Genomic DNA, 19,948 nt, shown 5'->3' with positions numbered 1-19,948 from the left:
TTTTTAACTCATACCCACGGATGTTGTTGTTCCAATCATGAATACTGTAAACACGTCTCGTTTTACTAAACGTACTGCGCTTGGCGCACTGCTCGCCATTAGTGCCTCTTCCTTTGCCTATGCCGAAGATATCAATCTTAAAACGATGATCCCTGGCGTCCCGCAAATCGATGCTGAATCCTACATCCTGATTGATTACAACTCTGGGAAAGTGTTGGCGGAAATGAATGCCGACACGCGCCGCGATCCGGCCAGCTTAACGAAAATGATGACCAGCTACGTGATTGGTCAGGCCATTAAATCAGGAAAAATCAGCCCGAATGACATCGTTACCGTCGGTAAAGATGCCTGGGCAACCGGCAACCCGACTTTCCAGGGTTCTTCCCTGATGTTCCTGAAGCCGGGCGACCGCGTTCCTGTCTCCCAGTTAAACCGCGGCATTATCCTGCAATCCGGTAACGATGCCTGCGTCGCCATGGCCGACTACGTTGCTGGCAGTCAGGATGCCTTTGTTAACCTGATGAACGGTTACGTGAAAGCGCTGGGGCTGAAAAATACCAATTTTGAAACTGTGCACGGTCTTGATGCGCCGGGCCAGTTCAGTTCAGCACGCGATATGGCCCTGATCGGTCAGGCGCTGATCCGCGATGTGCCAGAAGAGTACGCGACCTACAAAGAGAAAGAGTTCACGTTCAACAATATTCGCCAGCCTAACCGTAACGGTTTGCTGTGGGATTCCAGCCTGAATGTTGACGGCATCAAAACGGGCCATACGTCATCAGCTGGCTTTAATCTGGTCGCCTCGGCAACAGAAGGCCAGATGCGCCTGATTTCTGCGGTACTAGGTGGACGTAATGCCAAAGGTCGCGAATCAGAAAGTAAGAAACTGCTGACCTGGGGCTTCCGCTTCTTTGAAACCGTCGCGCCATTGAAAGCAGGCAAAGAATTCGCTTCTGAGCCCGTCTGGTTTGGCGACAGCGACCGCGTTGCGCTGGGCGTTGAGAAAGATGCCTACCTGACCATTCCGCGCGGCCGTATGAAAGATCTGAAAGCTAGCTATGTTCTGGACAACACGGAACTGCATGCGCCGTTAGCCAAAAATCAGGTTGTGGGTTCCATCAACTTCCAACTGGATGGCAAAACCATCGATCAGCGTCCGCTAGTAGTCATGAACGAAGTGAAAGAAGGCGGAATCTTTGGCCGCATGATCGACTACATCAAACTGATGTTCCATCACTGGTTCGGCTAAGTCCCCTTGTGGGAGGCCAAAACGCCCCCATATAGATACCATCCATAACTCCCGCACAACGCGGGAGTTATATTTTTTAGTATACTGTACTGATGTCAGTGCTAATGCAGATGTATTACCCTCTCTGGAGCGCAAATGAAAACCAAATTAAACGAACTGCTTGAATTCCCCTGTGTTTTTACCTACAAAGTCATGGGCGAGGCAAAACCAGAGTTAGTCGATCTGGTCGTTGAAGTGGTACAGCGTCATGCGCCAGGCGACTACACGCCGCAGATCAAACCCAGCAGCAAAGGGAATTATCACTCGGTTTCCATCACCATCACTGCAACTCACATTGAGCAGGTGGAAACGCTGTACGAAGAACTGGGCAACATAGACATCGTGCGCATGGTTCTGTAAGGCATATAGTTCTGTAAGCATCGAGCTGTAAGAAGAACGGGCGGGAAAATTGGCAAGTGCGGCATGGTTTTATACTACATAATTTTATGTTGCATAGTTTTGCACAGCATACTTGTGCATAGGACTGTTCGCTGACGCTTCCCGCCGTTATAATCTCCCCCACCTTTCCTTAACCTGAAGATGACACACTTGCTACAGGATAAGATCATCGTACGCCAATTTGACGTACAGCCGTATGAACCCGTCTCTCTGGCGATGCATAATTTCACCGACCGACGTGATGATAAAACCCCCGATGAAATCTGGCTGGTTCAGCATCCTCGCGTATTCACACAAGGTCAGTCGGGCAAAGCCGAACATGTCCTCATGCCCGGCGACATTCCCGTGATTCAGAGCGACAGAGGCGGCCAGGTGACCTACCACGGCCCCGGCCAGCAGGTTATGTACGTATTGATTGATCTGAAGCGTCGCAAGCTCGGCGTTCGTCAGCTCGTCACCGCAATTGAAAATACCGTGATTGGCACGCTGGCACACTTCCAGATCGAAGCCCATGCCCGTCCTGATGCACCCGGCGTCTATGTGGGCGCGCGTAAAATCTGCTCGTTAGGGCTGCGTATTCGTAAAGGCTGCTCTTTCCATGGGCTGGCGCTCAATATTGCCATGGATCTCTCCCCTTTCCTGCGCATCAACCCGTGTGGTTACGCCGGTATGGAGATGACGCAACTCAGCGATCTGGTGCCGGGCGTCACGCTGGATGACACCACCCCCGTGCTGGTGAATACCTTTTTGCAGTTAATCGGCTATTCCGCACCCGAATTTGTCCCGTGGAATCTGGACGTTCAGGGTGAGCCGCTTCCTGGCTAATGCATTTCATCCTGTTAATAAAAATCAGTCAGTTAGACGATCGTTTTTTGATAAATTACATTTTATTCACATAATTTCTTCATTTTGATCGTGCAAGGGCTGATTGTGGTTAGGCAAGATGATATAATTTTTATAGTTTTTTAAAAAAAAGTTTAACTAAAAACATAATCCTTTGAATTTGAATTATAAATTTAAAGAAACGATTCAGAACTGGAACTTACGCAAACATGAGTAAACCGATTCAGATCGAACGCGGCGTCAAATACCGCGATGCCGATAAGATGGCGCTAATCCCGGTACGTACCGTCGTCACCGAACGCCAAGAGCTTCTGCGCAAACCTGAATGGATGAAGATTAAACTTCCGGCGGATTCAAGCCGTATTCAGGGAATCAAAGCGGCCATGCGCAAAAACGGGCTGCACTCAGTTTGCGAAGAAGCGTCCTGTCCGAATCTGGCGGAGTGTTTCAACCACGGTACCGCCACCTTCATGATTTTGGGTGCCATTTGTACGCGTCGCTGCCCGTTCTGTGACGTTGCCCACGGCCGACCGCTTACGCCGGATACCAATGAGCCTGAGAAGCTGGCACAGACCATCCATGACATGGGCTTACGCTATGTCGTGATCACCTCCGTTGACCGTGATGATCTGCGCGACGGCGGTGCCCAGCACTTTGCAGACTGCATTAGCGCTATTCGCCGCAAAAACCCAACTATCCGCATCGAAACGCTGGTGCCAGACTTCCGTGGCCGTATGGATCGCGCGTTAGAGATCTTGACCGCCACGCCGCCAGATGTGTTCAACCACAATCTGGAAAACGTACCGCGTGTTTACCGTCAGGTCCGCCCGGGTGCGAACTATGAGTGGTCACTGAAGCTGCTGGAAAACTTCAAGAGCGCACATCCAGATATCCCAACCAAATCTGGTCTGATGGTTGGATTGGGGGAAACCAATGCTGAAATCGTGGAAGTGATGCGTGACCTGCGTCGCCACGGTGTGACGATGCTGACGCTGGGACAATATTTACAGCCGAGCCGCCATCACCTGCCGGTGCAGCGTTACGTCAGCCCGGATGAGTTCGATGAGATGAAGGCCGAAGCGATGGCGATGGGCTTTACCCACGCTGCCTGCGGTCCATTTGTTCGCTCGTCCTACCATGCCGACCTACAGGCAAAGGGCATCGAAGTAAAATAAGCGCTCATACATATTTACACATTTTCTGTGTGGAATAAAAAACGGACGGCTATGGCCGTCCGTTTTGCTGTCTGAGATGCGATCAGGATTCTTTACGAGAAGAATCATTCAGCGCTGTCGTATCATCCGTCTTCGCCAGTTGATCGTCATTCATCGCCTTCTTGAAGCCTTTAATCGCCGCGCCCAAATCACCGCCGAGGCTACGAAGTTTATTCGTACCGAACAGCAGAATGATTAATGCGCCAATCACCAACAGCTTGGCAATACTGATACCTTCCATACAAACCTACCTGATTTACAGAGGCTGGAGACGCCAGCAAACGAGACTATTCTTGTCGAAAACAATTCTTTTTATCCTATGCCTTCTATGTAAAACCTTACGCAGCAGGACACAATTAGCATCTGTAACAAAGTAAGACGCGGCAAAAGTGCTTTCGCACGCATTCAGATTGCTTTACAACTTTCCCCTCGGCATCACTACAAAAATCCCGTCTGACGGCGTAAACTTTCCCCACTAAAGCGGAGATGACATTCCTCCCTACCCTCGCGCAGCCAAAACGCTGACAGCCTTAAAAACAGGGTACAACCGCCACTCGGCTAATGATGTCTACGTCCACCTCGCAGAGAGGGCGTAGCGTCCTGCCCAACACTCTCCGAGATCGCAAAAACAATCTAGGTAAAAGCAATCCAAGAAAGGTTTCTATGTTTAGTACATTACTCGCGGTATTTATTGGTGGTGGAGTCGGTAGCGTGGCGCGCTGGCAGTTGGGTGTGAAGTTTAACAATCTGTATCCAACGCTGCCGCTGGGCACGCTGCTTGCCAACCTGATTGGTGCTTTCGTTATTGGCGGCGCGTTAGCCTTCTTCCTGCGCCATCCTCATCTCGATCAAGACTGGAAAATATTGATTACCACCGGACTGTGCGGCGGTTTAACGACGTTTTCGACCTTTTCTGCTGAAGTCGTCATGTTCCTACAAAGCGGGCAGCTAGCGGCGGCGGGGTTGCATATGTTGTTGAATCTGGCGGGTTCGTTGCTCATGACCGCACTGGCGTTTACTCTGGTCACGTGGGTGACAACGCACTGATGTCATGTGGAAATTGATAGAACGTGGAAAATGAAGCAAAAAAAACCCGCCGATGGCGGGTTTTTCACGAAATCGGTATAATTAAATAGCGTTAACGTTAGCAGCTGAAGGACCTTTGGCACCGTCAGTGATTTCGAACTCTACACGCTGACCTTCAGCCAGAGTTTTGAAACCATTGCTCTGGATGGCAGAGAAGTGTACGAACACGTCTTTGCTACCATCTTCAGGAGTGATGAAACCGAAGCCTTTAGACTCATTGAACCACTTAACACTACCTTTAATCTTAGACATCAAACTTACCTTTACATGAATGAAAGACACAAAATCTGTGTCAGGTACAGTACAACAATAGATTGGCCTTTTGTCCAGTTGAAGTTGGATAAAAAGTGATAAAAGTCGCTAAAAATGTATACCGCACAACTCCGCTGTCCTATTTTAACCCGATGCAGAACGCAGAGAGTTCAGTTCTGGCCGATTCATCACTTTTTACGATATGAAGGAAGGCACCATGGTAAACAAAACGCTGGGTCTGATCGGGGGCATGAGTTGGGAATCCACGATTCCGTATTACCGCATTATCAACGAGTATGTGAAAAGCCAACTTGGCGGCCTGCACTCCGCCAAAATCATCCTGCACAGCGTGGATTTCCACGAGATCGAACGGTTGCAGTCACAAGGTGATTGGGAGCAATCAGCCACCGTACTCGGCAATATCGCGGTGGGATTACGTCAGGCAGGCGCAGAGGCGATCGTCATCTGTACCAACACCATGCATAAAGTGGCCGATGACGTTGAACGGGCCTGCCAGCTTCCCCTTTTGCACATTGCCGATGCCACCGGTATCAGTCTGAAACAACATGGATTGAAGAAAGTCGGTTTGCTTGGAACCCGCTACACATGGAGCAGGATTTCTATCGCCAGCGCATTCAGGAACGATTTGGCGTGGAGGTGATGGTTCCTGACCATGAGGGTAAAGAAGCCGTTAATCGCATCATTTACAACGAGCTGTGTCTGGGGAACATTAACGACACATCAAGGCAGGTCTATCGGGATATTATCCAGCAGCTTGAACAGCAAGGCGCGGAAGGCATCATTCTGGGTTGTACGGAGATCCCGCTATTAATCGGTGCTCAGGATGCAAAGGTTCCTCTTTTTGATACCAGCAAGCTCCACGCGATTGCCGCCGCGAAATTTGCGCTTAGTCAACCATCGTCATGAATTAGTTAGATAAAATAAAATTCATACGCAAACTAATAATAGCCTCTTTTATTTACTCAGGTTTCCCCTTTTTTCCTCTAAATAATTCGAGTTGCAGGCAGGCGGCGACACAGTGAATCCCCAGGAGTTTACATTAGTAAATGACTGGGGTGAGCGAGGAAAGCCAACGTACGTGCAACTTGAAGTATGACGAGGATAGAAAAAAAGCAGTATTGAGAGACTCAACACTGCTTTATTCGTATGATTTTATTCCTGGTATGGTATGCAATGACTAACAGTACTTCTCGTTATTATTTACGTAACATTGCTTCAATAAAATCTTTCCAAGTACTCACTTCTACTTCTACCATGCGAACCTCTTGGTGATTAACGGCGACGCATTATATGCACACTTTTTAATCAGGTAAAAGTATTATGAAAGTATAAAAATCATACTTCCTCACATTTCTGCAACACAGTTCACAGTAGATCTCCCCGCCTTTTTTCGGCATGCTGGGCTATCGCACGATTAAGCTCAGTCAGGCTGTGCTGTCCTGAACAACAATCGTCATGCAACCCAATAAGCAGAAAGGATTTTATCCCTATGGCGCTGACCATGTACGGCATCAAAAACTGTGACACTATAAAGAAAGCGCGCTGCTGGCTGGACGATCAACAGGTGGCGTATCACTTCCATGATTACCGTGCCGACGGTCTGGATGAACAGCTGCTACAGCGTTTTATCGACCAACTGGGGTTTCAGGCCTTACTCAACACGCGCGGAACGACATGGCGTAAGCTCAGCGAAGAATTGCGTGAACAGATCAACAGCGATACCCGCGACAGCGCAGAGGCCGCCAAAAACCTGATGCTGGAGCAGCCAGCAGTGATTAAACGGCCGTTGCTGATGACCGATGACGGCCACGCGCTGCTTGGTTTCAGTATCGACAGCTACCAGAAATTTATTGCGGAGAACAAATAACGTGTCTTGCCCAGTCATAGAACTCGCTCAACAGTTAATTAAACGCCCTTCCCTCAGCCCGAATGACGAGGGTTGCCAGGCGCTCATGATTGAACGCCTGACGGCGATTGGCTTTACCGTCGAAGCGATGGATTTTGGCGATACCCAGAATTTCTGGGCATGGCGCGGCACAGGGAAAACGCTGGCCTTCGCCGGACACACCGATGTGGTTCCCAGCGGTGATGAAAGCCACTGGCAGCATCCACCGTTTGAACCCATCATTCGTGACGGCATGCTGTACGGTCGCGGCGCGGCGGACATGAAAGGTTCACTGGCTGCGATGGTGATTGCCGCCGAGCGCTTTGTCGCCGCCCATCCGAATCATCAAGGGCGTCTGGCGTTCCTGATTACCTCGGACGAAGAAGCCAGCGCCGTTAACGGCACCGTAAAAGTGGTTGAGGCGCTGATGGCACGCAACGAGCAGTTGGACTACTGTCTGGTCGGCGAGCCGTCCAGTACACATGTTGTGGGCGATGTGGTAAAAAACGGCCGTCGTGGTTCTATCACCGCGAATCTGCGCGTACACGGCGTGCAAGGGCACGTTGCCTATCCTCATCTGGCGGACAACCCTGTTCACCGTGCAGCTCCGGCGCTTAACGAACTGATCGCCACCGAGTGGGATCAGGGCAACGCCTTTTTCCCGCCAACCACCATGCAAATCGCCAATATTCAGGCAGGCACTGGCAGCAATAACGTCATCCCCGGCGAGCTGTCTGTGCAGTTCAATTTCCGTTTCAGCACCGAATTGACGGATGTCTTAATCCAGCAGCGTGTGGCTGAATTATTAGATCGCCACCAGCTTAACTACACCATCGATTGGAAGCTCTCCGGCCAGCCATTCCTGACCGCACGCGGCGAACTGGTCGATGCCGTAGTGAATGCCGTCAAACATTACAACGAGGTCACCCCAGAGCTACTGACCACCGGCGGCACCTCCGATGGCCGTTTCATCGCTCGCATGGGCGCGCAGGTCGTTGAACTGGGCCCCGTCAATGCCACGATCCACAAAGTCGATGAATGCGTCAGCGCAGCAGATCTACAGCTACTGAGCCGCATGTATCAGCGCATTATGGAGCAGCTCATCGCATGATGACGCCAGCTACGTTAACCGGTAAAAGCGACCAGCATCTGGTCGCTTTACACGGCCACCATCGTCTTCAGCCGGAGGCAGTAACCGCGTTTCTGGCGCTACAGCAGGCGGCAAAAGCGGCGGGATTTAACCTACAGCCCGCCAGCACGTTTCGTGATTTCGAGCGCCAGCGTCAGATCTGGAATGGCAAATTTCGCGGCGAGCGTCCCGTTATGGATGCCAACAGCCAGCCGCTGGACGTGTTATCTCTGGACGAAGGCGAGCGCTGTGAAGCGATTCTGCGCTGGTCTGCCATGCCCGGTTCCAGCCGCCACCATTGGGGCAGCGATCTCGATATCTACGATCCCGATTTATTACCCGCAGGCCGTTCACTCCAGTTGGAGCCGTGGGAATATGAAGAAGGCGGTTACTTTGCCGCACTGAACGCGTGGCTGAGTGCACACATGCATGAATACGGTTTTTATCGGCCTTATGCGCACGATCTCGGCGGTGTCGCAGCCGAACTCTGGCATATCAGCTATTATCCACTAGCACAGTATGCGGAAGAACAGCTGACACCCGACCTCATTCTTGCCGCTTGGCAAAATGAAGACATTGCAGGCTACCACTGGCTTTGCCAGAACTTGCCGCAGCTGTTTACCCGTTATATTCATAATGTTGATGAGGCGTAACCATGGCATGGCTAGCTGATTACTGGTGGATAATTCTGATTGTCCTGATAGGCATGCTGATTAACGGCATCAAAGAATTGCGCAACGTTGACCATACGCGTTTTCTGCTCAATAAACCGAAATTGCCTCCACACCGTGACAACAACGACAAGTGGGACAAGGAAGAAGACGACGACTGGCCGAAGAAAAAACCCTGACACCTATCCTCGCAAAACGCCTGCACGCGAACTAAGCCCCGCGCAGGCGGTTTGGATGCTTACTCTTCCGTTAAACGCTCACTTCCGTTAAAAACGTTCACTTCCGCTAAAACGTTTCCCAGTTCGCATTCGATGGTCCGGCATGAGCAGGTTTAGGTAACAGCGATTTTGGTAATGCAGCAAGCGAAGGCGCGCTCTCGGCACGGTGTTCCTGCTCTGCTGCCTGATTAATCTTGAACACCGCCACCGCGTTTTGTAAATATCTGGCCTGCTCTTCCAATGCCGCAGCGGCAGACGCGGATTCTTCCACCAGCGAGGCGTTTTGCTGAGTAACGCGATCCATTTCATTGACCGCCTGCCCAACCTGATCGATTCCCCGACTTTGCTCATCGGACGCCGAGGCGATTTCCCCCATGATATCCGTTACCCGGCTCACCGCACCGACGATTTCTTTCATCGTGTCACCCGCGTCTTTCACCTGCAAAGAGCCAGTATTGGTGCGGCTAACCGAATCATCAATCAGCGATTTGATCTCTTTGGCGGCCTGAGCACTGCGCTGTGCCAGCGTTCTCACTTCCCCCGCCACTACGGCAAAGCCTCGCCCTTGCTCCCCGGCTCGCGCCGCTTCTACCGCCGCATTCAGTGCCAGAATATTGGTTTGGAAGGCGATGCTATCAATCACGCTGGTAATGTGGGCGATTTTTTGTGAACTGTCGGCGATCTCATTCATCGTCTTCACAACATTGTCGACGACCGTTCCACCTTTATTGGCCGTCTCCGACGCATTTTTTGCCAGCAGCGTAGCCTGACGCGCATTGTCTGAGTTCTGCTTCACCGTCGAGGTCAGTTGCTCCATGCTGGCCGCGGTTTCCTGTAGCGATGCGGCCTGCTGCTCCGTACGCGAAGACAGATCGTTGCTGCCCACCGAGATTTCACTGGCCCCGGAATGGATGGAGTGGGAGCTGTCGCGCACCAGACTCACGGTGCGGATTAATGATTGCTGCATATGATGTAGCCCCGCCGCAAGCTGGCTCATCTCATTACGCCCAGTTGTATCAATAGGATGTGTCAGATTGCCCTCGGCAATCGCGCTGATATGCTGCATGAGCGTACGCAGCGGATGCAAAAGAATGCGCTGCAACCCGATCCAACTGAGGATAATCACCAGCACGACGACGACGGAAAGTGCGCCCAGAAGCCACAGCATCGTTTCAAATGCCGCGTGGTTTTCCTGTAGCCCGTCATCCGACAGCTGGTTTTGCGCCGCTCGCCACGTAATATAGGCGTCCTGCATGGCCACATTCAGCGGCGTGGCACCGCTACTCAATTTCATCGCTGCCCCCGCTAACCCACCGGAAAGCGAATCCACAATATCATTCAGTAGCTTGTCGTAAGCGGTATAGCTCGCCTCAAGTTTTTTGGATAATGCTTCATCCAACCCGGGCGTATTAGGCAGAGACAAATAGTGTTTATAACTACTCTCTGAGGCGGCCAATTGCGATTTGGCTTGCTGTAAAAGAGCCTGCATAGCCTCTTTATCCGCATTCCCCATCATCATGTTTTGTATAATAGAACCGATAGCGATGCGCGTCTGATTCATCATAATCCATGCATCAGTAAAGGCCGCTACATTCTGGTTAGAGCGTTGGGAAACCAGGAATCCGTCTCTGTCGTTAGTCAATGCACGAACGGATAGCGCACCGGTTAAAAACTGAGATATTCCCAACACAAACAATAAGATAACAAGGATGGTGATAACTTTAATACGTTTAAACATGGCACACCCTCTTTTTCCATAAGGATGCGATATTTATATCTGAAAAAATAAGATAAATATTGAACACTCAACACAAATAAAAACATTGCCTATATTATTTAACATTCAAATATGGATTATATTCTTTTTAATATGGATAAATCCTCATTCCTAAGAATAGAGTCTCTACGTTGAATAGAGAAATTAATAAATGAGCAATACGATAATCTGATGGAATAAAGAAAATAATTCGAGCGGCGTGATAAAACGTGAACAGGTTGAACAGCGCAAGGCGTTGGTCCTTTAAAGCCAGCTCATAAAGAACTGGGCATTTAAGGGAACAACGCTCAAGTAGCTTGAAGTATAGCGGGATAGGTTTTTATTTGAGGTAGGCCAGCGCCTGCTTCAGCATCCTTTCATCAATGCCGTGCCCGACAGCGGGGGCTACATCCAACGTAAACGACGTTCCCAGTTCCTGAAAGCGCTGCGCGGCAGCGTGAGCATGTCCAACTACAATCACGCCGTCCGCTTCACCGTGAATCAGGTGTACCGCGACATCAGCAAATGCCTTTTCTGGCAACACAGCAAAGCGACCGCTGAACGCGATAATATGCCCAGCCAGCGAGGATTCAGACTTCAACGCCTCCAGCGACATAATACTGCCCTGTGAGAAGCCCACCAGCACGGTGTGTTCCGCACTCATACCACTTTGCTCTTGCCAGTGGCGTACGGTATCAATAAAACGCGGCAGGTTTGCTTCAATGCGGGAGAAACGATTCTCTTCCGTGATTCCCTGAACAGAGAACCACTGCCGCCCGTCGCCATAGCCGCTGCTGAACGGTCCAGCAATGCTGACCACAATTGCCTGCGGCAACGCGGCAGCAAAATAGCGCCCAATCTGCGCCATACCCGCGGCGGTATCGCCCACGCCATGAAACAGCAGGATTAACCGATTTGCTTCCGAAGGCTGCTGAACAACAACATAATCTTGACTCACGTTTCTCTCCTGAAGGCATGCGCCGAAGGCGTCACCTGCCGATATTCGTCATAAGGTACGGTTAATCCTCACTATACGCCGTGCACTAACAGGAGAAATCGGGAATTACTGAACGAGATGTTCCATTTTTTGCAACGACAGACAGGGATGCTCGCCCCTCCCTGTCAGTGCGGTTTGATAATACGGATCGTTGAGGCCGGATCGCTCGCCAGACAGCGAGCTGGGCGTACCGGCCGTTTAACCAGTTCTCCACCGCAGTTCGGGCAGGCGTGGTGAAAGACGGAATCCGCACAGTCAGGACAGAACGTACACTCATAGGAACAGATATACGTTTCGGCATCCGGCGGCAAATCACAATCGCAGTGCTCACAGTTAGGGCGTAATTCCAGCATCGGCTTATCCTGACTCAGCAAAAATAATGGGTTTCTCGCTGTCACTTTCCTGTGGTTATTGCACAAAGATCAGTGAAGGGGAATGAAGTTCTTTTCTACCAGAAACTGCCCTTCATGCAAATAAGGTTTATTCACCAGAATAATGCCTCTCATTAGCGGCAATTGGCTTTCCAAATCCCTGTTTCTTTGGGAGGCGGTTCCATGTTCTAAAAATACAGGGAAAATAAAATGACAGCAGCGCGGCGATTCTCATTAAAAAGAACCGTTTCATTAAAAAATCACACATTCAGGCAGTCAATCATCGCGGCCAATATCAGTCTCGCATTGCTGATGTTGGCAGGCTGCGGCAGTGGTGGAGGCGGCGGCGGTGAAACCGCCAGCGTCGCGCCAACATCGCCGCCCATAACGACGCCGACAACGCCGACAACGCCAACCACACCTACGACGCCGGAAACGCCGACAGCATCCGCCGTTAAAGTCGGGATTATTGATTCCGGGCTGGAAGCGGCTCGCCCAGAATTTAATTACAGCAATCTACATTTCACCTCTTTTGTCGGCGGTTCACAGCTTAACGATAATCAGGGCGTTAACGGCCACGGCACACTGGTGGCACTGGCGCTGGCAGGTCTGGCGACGGAAAGCTATGCGGGAGGCGTCGCACCGGACAGCGAACTCTATATTGCGCAAACGTCGTTAAATAACCGCTTCGATTACCAAAACACCACGTCTGCCGTGAATTGGTTGCTCAATTCAGGCGTGAAAATCATCAATATGTCGTATGGACAAGATGAGCGGTTGACGACCACCGAGACATTTAACAGCGCCAGAAACAATTTTAGCTATCTCTTAGTGCGTAACGAATTGAAAAGTATCGTCGATGCCGAAGCGCTGAGTATTGTCGCCACAGGGAACAATGCTGGCTCCACGCCGTCACCCAATACCCAGATCCCGCTGATTTTTGGCGATGCCTCGCTGCAAAAAGGCATTTTGGCCGTTACGGGCTATATCCCCGAATGGGTTGGTCAGGAAGGCAATGAACGCCCTGCTGAAATGTATCTTTTTGATAAATGTGGCAATGTCGCCGTCTACTGCATGAGCGCACCGGGCTATGTCGATTATCCCGTTGCGGGCAGCAGCGCTTCAGAGCGGTCGCACGGTACCTCCTTCGCGGCTCCACGCGTTGCAGGCGGGGCTTCACGAGTACAGGCCGTCTACCCGTGGATGACCGGATATAACCTGCAACAGACGTTGCTCACTACCGCGACCTACCACACCGATGGGTATACTCGCTACGACGCAGAGAACTCTTACTACGAAATCATCCGAGACAGCGACGGCAACGTCACAGGGAGTGTTTTCCATCCGGCCTATATTTCGGTAGCCGACACCGCCAACGGACGCCCTTATAACGATACCTTTGGCTGGGGCGATCTGAACGTCGAAAAAGCGGTAAAAGGCCCGGCCATGTTTTATGCCGATAACTTCACCGCGCGTTTAACCGCAGGCGACTACACGTTCGCTAACGATATCAGCGGCGATTACGGCCTGATCGTTAACGGTGCCAACAATGCGGGGGGCGTTCTGCATTTGACTGGCAACAACACCTATAAAGGCGATACGCAAATCACCGCTAACAGCCTGTACGTTGACGGCTCCATTGCGGGCAACGCCAGCGTATCCGGCTCCGGCACGTTGGCAGGAAAAGGCCGTATTGGTGGCAATGTGAGTAACACGGGCCTTGTTGCCACCACCGCAGACGGTGGGCTGACCGTCGCAGGCAATTACACTCAGGGCAGCAACGGCCTGCTGAGCGTAACGCTAGCGAATCCGTTCACCGTGGAAGGCAGCGCAGCACTGGATGGCACATTGCGCGTTGGCCTGCCCAGCAATACCTACATCGTCCAAACGCAGGAAACACTGCTGCACAGCAATCAGGGTATCAGCGGCACGTTTCGCACTACCGATCTGGGGCTGTTCCTGACGGGAAACCTGACTTACGGCAGCAACGATGTCACAGGCGCATTCAGCCGCCTGAACACCGTAGAGGCAGCCACCAGCAGCGGCTTGCACAGCGCCGCACAGTTGCAGACCGCCGCCAATATCGAATCGGCGCTACAGGTTGCCGACCGCTGGTCAACCTTGTCCTCAACCAACGAACAGCAATCCAGTTTGCTGGCGAAAGCTGCCGCCTTCCAGCAGTTAGGCAGCGCGAGTGCCGCCGCTACCGCGCTGGATTCGCTATCCGGTCAGGCGCATGCTTCCAGCAACGCCATTTTGTTTAACAGTCTGGATTATCAGAACCAGCTCCTGAACAACCGGCTGGATCTGTTAGGAAGCGGGAAAAACTACGGGCTGTGGATTGAAACCGGCAAGCTGCGCGGCGACCTGAAACAGTCAGGCTATCTGGGCAGCCATTACGATATCACCCTGACCGCCATCGGTACGGACACCGACTTCAACACGCCGGGGCTACGCGCCGGGATTGCCTATACCAACAGCCAGATCAAAGCAGACTACGACGGTAGCGGCGGCAGCAGTGAGAACAAGCTGCACGGGGTGATGACCTATGCGCGCTATAACCTCACGCCAGAATGGTACGTTCAGGGCAACCTGAGCTATCAGCACGGCCGCGACAAGCTGAAACGTTCTATCCTGCTGAACAATGTCGAAGCGGTTTCCAGCAGCACTTCAAGCGATAGCTGGCAGAGCCTGCTCAAAACCGGCTACGAGTTGGCGCTCAACGATATCTTTAGCGTACAGCCCTATGCAGGACTCAAGTACAGCTACCTGTCCACCGGCGGCTTTACGGATACCGGTAGCGCATTGGGTCTGACAGGCGAAGGCAACGATTATTCCCGTACCGTAGGTCTGACAGGGCTTAACCTGCGCGCCCTGCTGCAATGGAATCAGGGATGGTGGAGCAGCGTCGGCGTGAGCGGCGAGTATCAGCATGCGTTCACCAACCCATCGCTTGATGTCTCCGCCCGCTGGAGCGGACTAGGCCGCGAAGGAGAACGCCTCGATATTCCGGGCATTCGACTGGACAAAGATTCGCAGTGGGCGGGCGTGAGACTGGACGTTGGTAAAGCGGCGGATGCCCGTTTCTTCCTGCGTGCTGACAAACACTTTGCCGATCGTGGTAACGAAGAAGTGCTGCGCGGCGGCGTCGACGTTTCCTTCTGATAACGCATGACGCCGACGATGTCTCCGTCGGCGTCAACATTAAAAAATAGTCATACAACAAGATCGGTGAATACCGTCAGGCAATAGCTCAAGCGACATGCGTTTCATATAAGTCGTCGCCGTTGCCTGCAATGACGTGTATGTCACCCAGCGCTAATGCCTGAACCGACGCTTGAATTAACGTCCAGTCTCCCGCAATCAGCCACGTTAATGTTTCTGGATGAAAGAGTTCTTTTGCCAGCGTGTTCACGTCATCAACCGTGGTACTGCTAATACGTTCCTGATGGCGCTGCCAGTGATCGTCCGGCAGTTGATAACGCACAAGGTGAGACAACATACTGTTCAGGCCGCCCAGTCCTTCAATAGAACTTTGCAACCTCAGCAACGCCGCGTTCTTCACTTCCTGCAATTCGTCTGCCGTAACAGGACGATCGCTGAGAAGCGCACGATATTCATCAAAGATTTCCTGCATGGCCGCTGCGGTGCGATCGGCCTGAACCGAGGTTTGTACCGAATGAATCCGTGAGCCCACATCATTCAACAGTTGGCCGTGTACGCCATAAGTCCAGTTTTTGTTTTCACGAAGATTGAGGTTAATGCGCGAGGTAAACCCGTTGGCAAGCACATCATTCAACATCGTGAAGCTGGCTTCATGCGGCCATTCGAGGCCGGGAATGATGGTCGACGCGGCAATAGCAGACTGCTCCGCACCGGGAACATCAAATACAAAGACCTGGCTTTTCCGCGCGGGGCTCAACTGACGATCGCTGGCCTGTTCGGTTCCCTGAGACCACGGGATCGCGCCGATCGACGCATTCAGCACTGGGACGATTTGCTCCAACGTGGTATCACCCACAATGAGTATCGTGCCTCCAACTGGCTGAATCGCGCGTGACTGGTACTGTTGAACGTTTTCAAACGTCACACGTTCCAGGCTCGCTTTTGTCCCTTCAATCACTGACGGTTTACGGTAAGGATGCCCCTGCGGGTACATCACCGCGGGCAGTAAACGGCTCACCATTCCACTGACGTTGTGTTTTAACCCGGTCAGGGTGTCCCGCATCACGCCACGTTGGCGTTCAAAGTCGCTCAGCGCTAACGTGGAATGCTGAAAGCGATCCAGAAAGAGAGGAAGCAACGCGGATAGCTGCGAGGGTCGGCATGACAGCGACAATGTTGTGGTTTGATCGCGTCGCCACACATTAATCGAGGCGCTTAACCGACGAACCGCGCTTGAGAATTCAAACGCATCACGCTCGCCAGCGCCTGCCTGATTAAGCAAATCAAACAGTAATGCCGCTTCACTCTGCGTATTCTCTTTCACGCGGGGTAATACCAGTTCGATATTGACGGTAGGATGGCTGTGCCGCGCTATCAGAACCAGCGGTAACCCGTTGTCTAATCGCCCGTGTTGCACGGCGGGAAGCTGGAAAGGCGCTGGAGATAAAATCGCAGGCGGTGTTATCGGTCCGGCGGACTGCACGGCGGCCGTTGCTGAGGTAAACGGAACGATGTGCAGGGTATGGCACGCGCGTGCTAACCAATGCTGTGCCGCTTGCCGCACACTGTCGACATCAGCCTGCTTGATGATCGCGATAATCTGCCGATAGCGATCGGCATTCCCTAACAGCACATGAGAATTGGACAGTAGCCCTGCGATCGGCGCAGAAGTCTTGTGAGCGTTGGCGAAAGAAGATAATGCGGTGATTTTCACCAGCTCCAGCGTCTCGTCATCAACACCGTGCGACAGAAAACGTTGCAGTATATCGTGTACGGACTGCTCAATTCGACTCAGCGCGACACCGGGCACTGCCGTTGCCGTAATGGTGAACTGGCTAACCAGCTCGGCATAATTGATGTTTGCCATGACATGGCTGGCAATTTTTTCTTCATACACCAAATGCTTAACGAGTAGCGAAGCAATACCCGAGGCAAACAAATCCGCGGCGATAGACAGCAAAACAGTCGCCTTGTCGCCATAAGGCGGGATGTTCCAGGACAGCATGACGCTGCCATTCGGCACTTTGGCCTGACAGACATCGCGTCGGTTTTCAGGAATGTCGGGCACCCACACGGCGGGTCGGGAGAGCGGCGGGCCAGAAGGAATATGACCAAACCAGGCGGTCACTTTTTCCCGCGCAGTTTGCTCGTCAATCGCACCAGATAAAGCGAGCACCGCGTTTGATGGCGAATAATAGGTGCGGAACCAATTCTGCACATCTTCCAACGTCGCCTCTTGCAAGTCCTTCACTTCACCGATAACGGTGTGAGCATAAGGGTGTGAAGCAGGAAAACACCCTTTTAATTTCAGCTCGTGGAGTTTGCCGTAAGGGCCGCTTTCCGTTTGCAGTTTTTCATTCAGTACGACACGACGCTGCTGATCGAGCGAGTCTTGATTGATGGTTGAATAGAAATGCCCCATCCGATCCGCTTCCATAAACAGCGCATAGTCCAGTGACCCGACCGGCACGGTTTCATGGTAGGTGGTGCGATCCTGTCCGGTATAAGCATTCAGGTTTGACGCACCGGCTTTCAGTAGATTTTCCAGAAAAGAGCCCGGTGCATTTTCACTTCCTTCAAACATCAGGTGTTCAAATAAATGCGCAAAGCCCGTTTTTCCTGATGGTTCATCTTTTGAACCAACCTGATAAATCAGGTTCAGCGAAACCAACGGTGCATCATGATTTTCATGGACAATAACGGTAAGTCCATTGTCCAGCACAAACGTGGTAGACGGAATATCCACATTGTCATAACGCTCATCGTCTTCTGGTCGTGGCTGTGCAGTAAGCTGTGTCGTCACACGTATTCCTCAATTGATTGGTTGAACGGTTAGTCAGGACGCGTAAAAAACCCGATCCGAAGCATGAGGCTGTGGCGCTTCATCACCCGTTGCAGTCTCACTTTCATGACGGCTGTCACTTTCAGCTAACGGTGTCAGATGCAGGTGATGAGTATGCAAGGCGGCCAGCGTTTCCCGATGCGCCACGCTGATAATGGCGCTGTCCGGCAAGCCAGTGACCAATGCCTGATAAACCCGTTGCTCAGTCTCAGGATCGAGCGCGCTCGTCGCTTCATCCAGGAAAAGAAAGTCGGGACGATGCAGCAATGTCCGGGCAATCGCCACTCGCTGCTGCTCGCCGCCGGATAACCGCTGCTGCCAGCGATCTTCGACATTCAGTTGCGAGGCCATGTCCGGTAATTCACTGTCAATCAGTACCTGACGACACTGCTCGTCGGTGAAGTCCTGCTCGTTAGCGGGGTAGCACAGCGCAGCTTTCAGCGATCCCGTTGGAAGGTAGCTTTTTTGCGGTAAAAACAGATAGCGGCAGCGGCGAGGACGCGTAATCGCCCCGCTACCGTGATGCCATAGTCCGGCACAGGCGCGTAGCAACGTGCTCTTACCCACGCCGGACGCGCCGTTAATCATCCAGCGTTCGCCGGGTAAAACCTGCCAGTCGTGTAATGCCGTCAGCGCACGACCATCCGGCGTGAGCAGCCGTAAACCCTGACAGGAAAATTCAGATCCATCGTGTTCCGTCACCCGAATAGGCGATGGCGACTGTTCGCTTTTATTCAGCGCTTCTTCCATATCCTGTAAACGTTTGGTCAACGCCAGCCAGCGCGTGAAGGCCTGATACGCCTGCATAAAATAGCTCAGCGTCGCACCAAGAGAGCCGTAAGCCATCTGAATTCGCGTCAAATCACCAAAAGAGATCTCTCCACGCAATAGCTGCGGCAGCGCCAGTAGCGTCGGTAACGGCGAGAGGAAATGGCTAAACAGGCTCTGACCAAACGACACCTTAAAGCCGCGCAGCAGCACGGACAGCGCATTGTCACGCACGCGTGCAAACCGCTGGGCAAGCCGTTCACCTTCGCGCGGCCCTCCCTGATAGAAGGCAATCTGTTCGGCATTTTCACGTAATTGAACGCCCAGAAAGCGGAAGTCACCTTCCGCATTCTGTTGGTTCATGTTCAGCTTGATCAAAGCCTTACCGAGCCAGTGCGACAGCAAAATCTGGAGAAAGTATTCGATATAAAGGGCATAGACCATATAGCCAGATATCGCCCAGTCACTGCCCATAAACGAGAAGCGCAGCACCCCAGACACCGACCACAGCAGTGCCGTGTACGTTACGGTACTGATGACGACCGAGATAAGACTGAGAAAAAAATTCAGCGAAGCGGACACCAGTTCGTTAACGTCATCGGCGATACGCTGATCGATATTCGACAGCGCACCGTCCCGTTCTATTTCGTAATAAGCCGATGTCCCCGTCCAGCGCCGGATATAGTGGAGCGTCATCCAGGTACGCCAGCGCAACGCCAGATAGCCTTGACCGAGTACGTTTACCCATCTCAGCATCATCGCACTCAAACCGAGGATGAAACTGAAGATAAACAGTGGCTTTATTTGCTCCCAATCCAGCCCAATCAGCGCGTCGGTGAATTTCCCCGATATGCGGTTCGCCTCCACGCTGATGTAAGCCGTACCCAGATTGATGCTAATAATCACCACCAGAATAAACAGCGCCAGATACTTCTCCGGCGTCTGCCAATAGGGCATCAGAATCTGACCGATGCCCGGTCTTGTCGTACTCGTCTCACTTGCGTTCATGCGCCGTTTCTACCTGCTAATTCGTGTGAATGACC

Annotated in this window: 18 protein-coding genes, 1 pseudogene and 1 riboswitch; of the genes and pseudogenes, 11 read left to right on the top strand and 8 right to left on the bottom strand. The window is 52.1% G+C overall.

The features are described 5' to 3' along the window. The first annotated feature begins 37 nt into the window (after positions 1 to 37). From dacA to lipA, 4 genes are all read left to right on the top strand, one after another. Positions 38 to 1,249 (top strand): D-alanyl-D-alanine carboxypeptidase DacA, encoded by a 1,212-nt coding sequence (gene dacA / locus EIP93_RS06855; RefSeq protein WP_010284040.1) that lies wholly within the window; start codon positions 38 to 40, stop codon positions 1,247 to 1,249. A 135-nt stretch (positions 1,250 to 1,384) separates the two neighbouring features. Then, positions 1,385 to 1,648 carry a DUF493 family protein YbeD gene (ybeD, locus tag EIP93_RS06850; protein WP_005976281.1) on the top strand — a complete coding sequence of 88 codons (264 nt, stop codon included), beginning with the start codon at positions 1,385 to 1,387 and terminating at the stop codon, positions 1,646 to 1,648. 180 nt (positions 1,649 to 1,828) lie between these two features. Next, positions 1,829 to 2,512 (top strand): lipoyl(octanoyl) transferase LipB, encoded by a 684-nt coding sequence (gene lipB / locus EIP93_RS06845; protein ID WP_193554607.1) that lies wholly within the window; start codon positions 1,829 to 1,831, stop codon positions 2,510 to 2,512. A 227-nt stretch (positions 2,513 to 2,739) separates the two neighbouring features. Next, entirely contained in the window at positions 2,740 to 3,705 is a 966-nt protein-coding gene (lipA, locus tag EIP93_RS06840; RefSeq protein WP_103941657.1) for a lipoyl synthase, read from the top strand. Positions 3,706 to 3,787: 82 nt separating this feature from the next. Here lipA and tatA read toward each other — a convergent pair whose 3' ends face one another. Further along, positions 3,788 to 3,985, bottom strand: a complete 198-nt coding sequence (gene tatA / locus EIP93_RS06835; RefSeq protein WP_125232466.1) for a Sec-independent protein translocase subunit TatA — start codon at positions 3,983 to 3,985, stop codon at positions 3,788 to 3,790. 232 nt (positions 3,986 to 4,217) lie between these two features. Continuing rightward, a riboswitch (Fluoride riboswitch) is annotated at positions 4,218 to 4,322 on the top strand. An 85-nt stretch (positions 4,323 to 4,407) separates the two neighbouring features. On the opposite strand from tatA, the gene crcB reads away from it, so the two are divergent. Further along, positions 4,408 to 4,791 carry a fluoride efflux transporter CrcB gene (gene crcB / locus EIP93_RS06830; RefSeq protein WP_125232465.1) on the top strand — a complete coding sequence of 128 codons (384 nt, stop codon included), beginning with the start codon at positions 4,408 to 4,410 and terminating at the stop codon, positions 4,789 to 4,791. A gap of 81 nt (positions 4,792 to 4,872) precedes the next feature. Here crcB and cspE read toward each other — a convergent pair whose 3' ends face one another. Further along, a complete protein-coding gene (cspE, locus tag EIP93_RS06825; RefSeq protein WP_005976270.1) occupies positions 4,873 to 5,082 on the bottom strand; it encodes a transcription antiterminator/RNA stability regulator CspE in 210 nt (69 codons plus the stop codon). Positions 5,083 to 5,299: 217 nt separating this feature from the next. Between cspE and EIP93_RS06820 the strand changes: the two are divergent. After that, a pseudogene (locus tag EIP93_RS06820) lies at positions 5,300 to 6,009 on the top strand (aspartate/glutamate racemase family protein). 290 nt (positions 6,010 to 6,299) lie between these two features. On the opposite strand, the gene ypfM reads toward EIP93_RS06820, so the two are convergent. Next, positions 6,300 to 6,359, bottom strand: a complete 60-nt coding sequence (gene ypfM, locus EIP93_RS23070) for a protein YpfM (RefSeq protein WP_137739554.1) — start codon at positions 6,357 to 6,359, stop codon at positions 6,300 to 6,302. 233 nt (positions 6,360 to 6,592) lie between these two features. Here ypfM and EIP93_RS06815 point away from each other — a divergent pair, with 233 nt between their 5' ends. From EIP93_RS06815 to EIP93_RS06800, 4 genes are read left to right on the top strand one after another with little or no spacing between them, the layout of a single operon-like run. Continuing rightward, entirely contained in the window at positions 6,593 to 6,970 is a 378-nt protein-coding gene (locus EIP93_RS06815; protein WP_125232464.1) for an ArsC family reductase, read from the top strand. Between the two features lies 1 nt (position 6,971). Next, on the top strand, positions 6,972 to 8,099 hold the full coding sequence (gene dapE, locus EIP93_RS06810) for a succinyl-diaminopimelate desuccinylase (RefSeq protein ID WP_109225149.1): 1,128 nt from the start codon (positions 6,972 to 6,974) through the stop codon (positions 8,097 to 8,099). Beyond that, a complete protein-coding gene (locus EIP93_RS06805; protein ID WP_039506561.1) occupies positions 8,096 to 8,770 on the top strand; it encodes a M15 family metallopeptidase in 675 nt (224 codons plus the stop codon). The genes dapE and EIP93_RS06805 overlap by 4 nt, the downstream gene beginning before the upstream one ends. Positions 8,771 to 8,772: 2 nt before the next feature. After that, positions 8,773 to 8,967: a YpfN family protein gene (locus tag EIP93_RS06800; protein ID WP_010283998.1), complete on the top strand. Its 195-nt coding sequence runs from the start codon at positions 8,773 to 8,775 to the stop codon at positions 8,965 to 8,967. A 106-nt stretch (positions 8,968 to 9,073) separates the two neighbouring features. Here the strand turns inward: EIP93_RS06800 and EIP93_RS06795 are convergent, their stop codons facing one another. From EIP93_RS06795 to EIP93_RS06785, 3 genes are all read right to left on the bottom strand, one after another. Continuing rightward, positions 9,074 to 10,744 (bottom strand): methyl-accepting chemotaxis protein, encoded by a 1,671-nt coding sequence (locus EIP93_RS06795; protein ID WP_080163845.1) that lies wholly within the window; start codon positions 10,742 to 10,744, stop codon positions 9,074 to 9,076. Between the two features lie 358 nt (positions 10,745 to 11,102). Further along, positions 11,103 to 11,720 (bottom strand): esterase, encoded by a 618-nt coding sequence (gene ypfH / locus EIP93_RS06790; RefSeq protein ID WP_125232463.1) that lies wholly within the window; start codon positions 11,718 to 11,720, stop codon positions 11,103 to 11,105. 164 nt (positions 11,721 to 11,884) lie between these two features. Continuing rightward, positions 11,885 to 12,112, bottom strand: a complete 228-nt coding sequence (locus tag EIP93_RS06785) for a DUF1272 domain-containing protein (protein ID WP_103860197.1) — start codon at positions 12,110 to 12,112, stop codon at positions 11,885 to 11,887. A 228-nt stretch (positions 12,113 to 12,340) separates the two neighbouring features. Here EIP93_RS06785 and EIP93_RS06780 point away from each other — a divergent pair, with 228 nt between their 5' ends. Beyond that, positions 12,341 to 15,295 (top strand): autotransporter domain-containing protein, encoded by a 2,955-nt coding sequence (locus EIP93_RS06780; protein ID WP_103941666.1) that lies wholly within the window; start codon positions 12,341 to 12,343, stop codon positions 15,293 to 15,295. 88 nt (positions 15,296 to 15,383) lie between these two features. Here EIP93_RS06780 and EIP93_RS06775 read toward each other — a convergent pair whose 3' ends face one another. Together EIP93_RS06775 and EIP93_RS06770 are read right to left on the bottom strand one after the other, a co-directional pair. After that, entirely contained in the window at positions 15,384 to 18,098 is a 2,715-nt protein-coding gene (locus EIP93_RS06775; RefSeq protein ID WP_125232462.1) for a M16 family metallopeptidase, read from the bottom strand. 33 nt (positions 18,099 to 18,131) lie between these two features. Further along, positions 18,132 to 19,913 carry an ABC transporter ATP-binding protein/permease gene (locus EIP93_RS06770; protein WP_125232461.1) on the bottom strand — a complete coding sequence of 594 codons (1,782 nt, stop codon included), beginning with the start codon at positions 19,911 to 19,913 and terminating at the stop codon, positions 18,132 to 18,134. Positions 19,914 to 19,948: the final 35 nt, after the last annotated feature.

The sequence above is a fragment of the Pectobacterium versatile genome, from assembly GCF_003932035.1.
Lineage (GTDB): Bacteria > Pseudomonadota > Gammaproteobacteria > Enterobacterales > Enterobacteriaceae > Pectobacterium > Pectobacterium versatile.
Note: the sequence above shows the minus strand (reverse complement) of the source record. Positions and strands in the feature narration are given on the sequence as shown.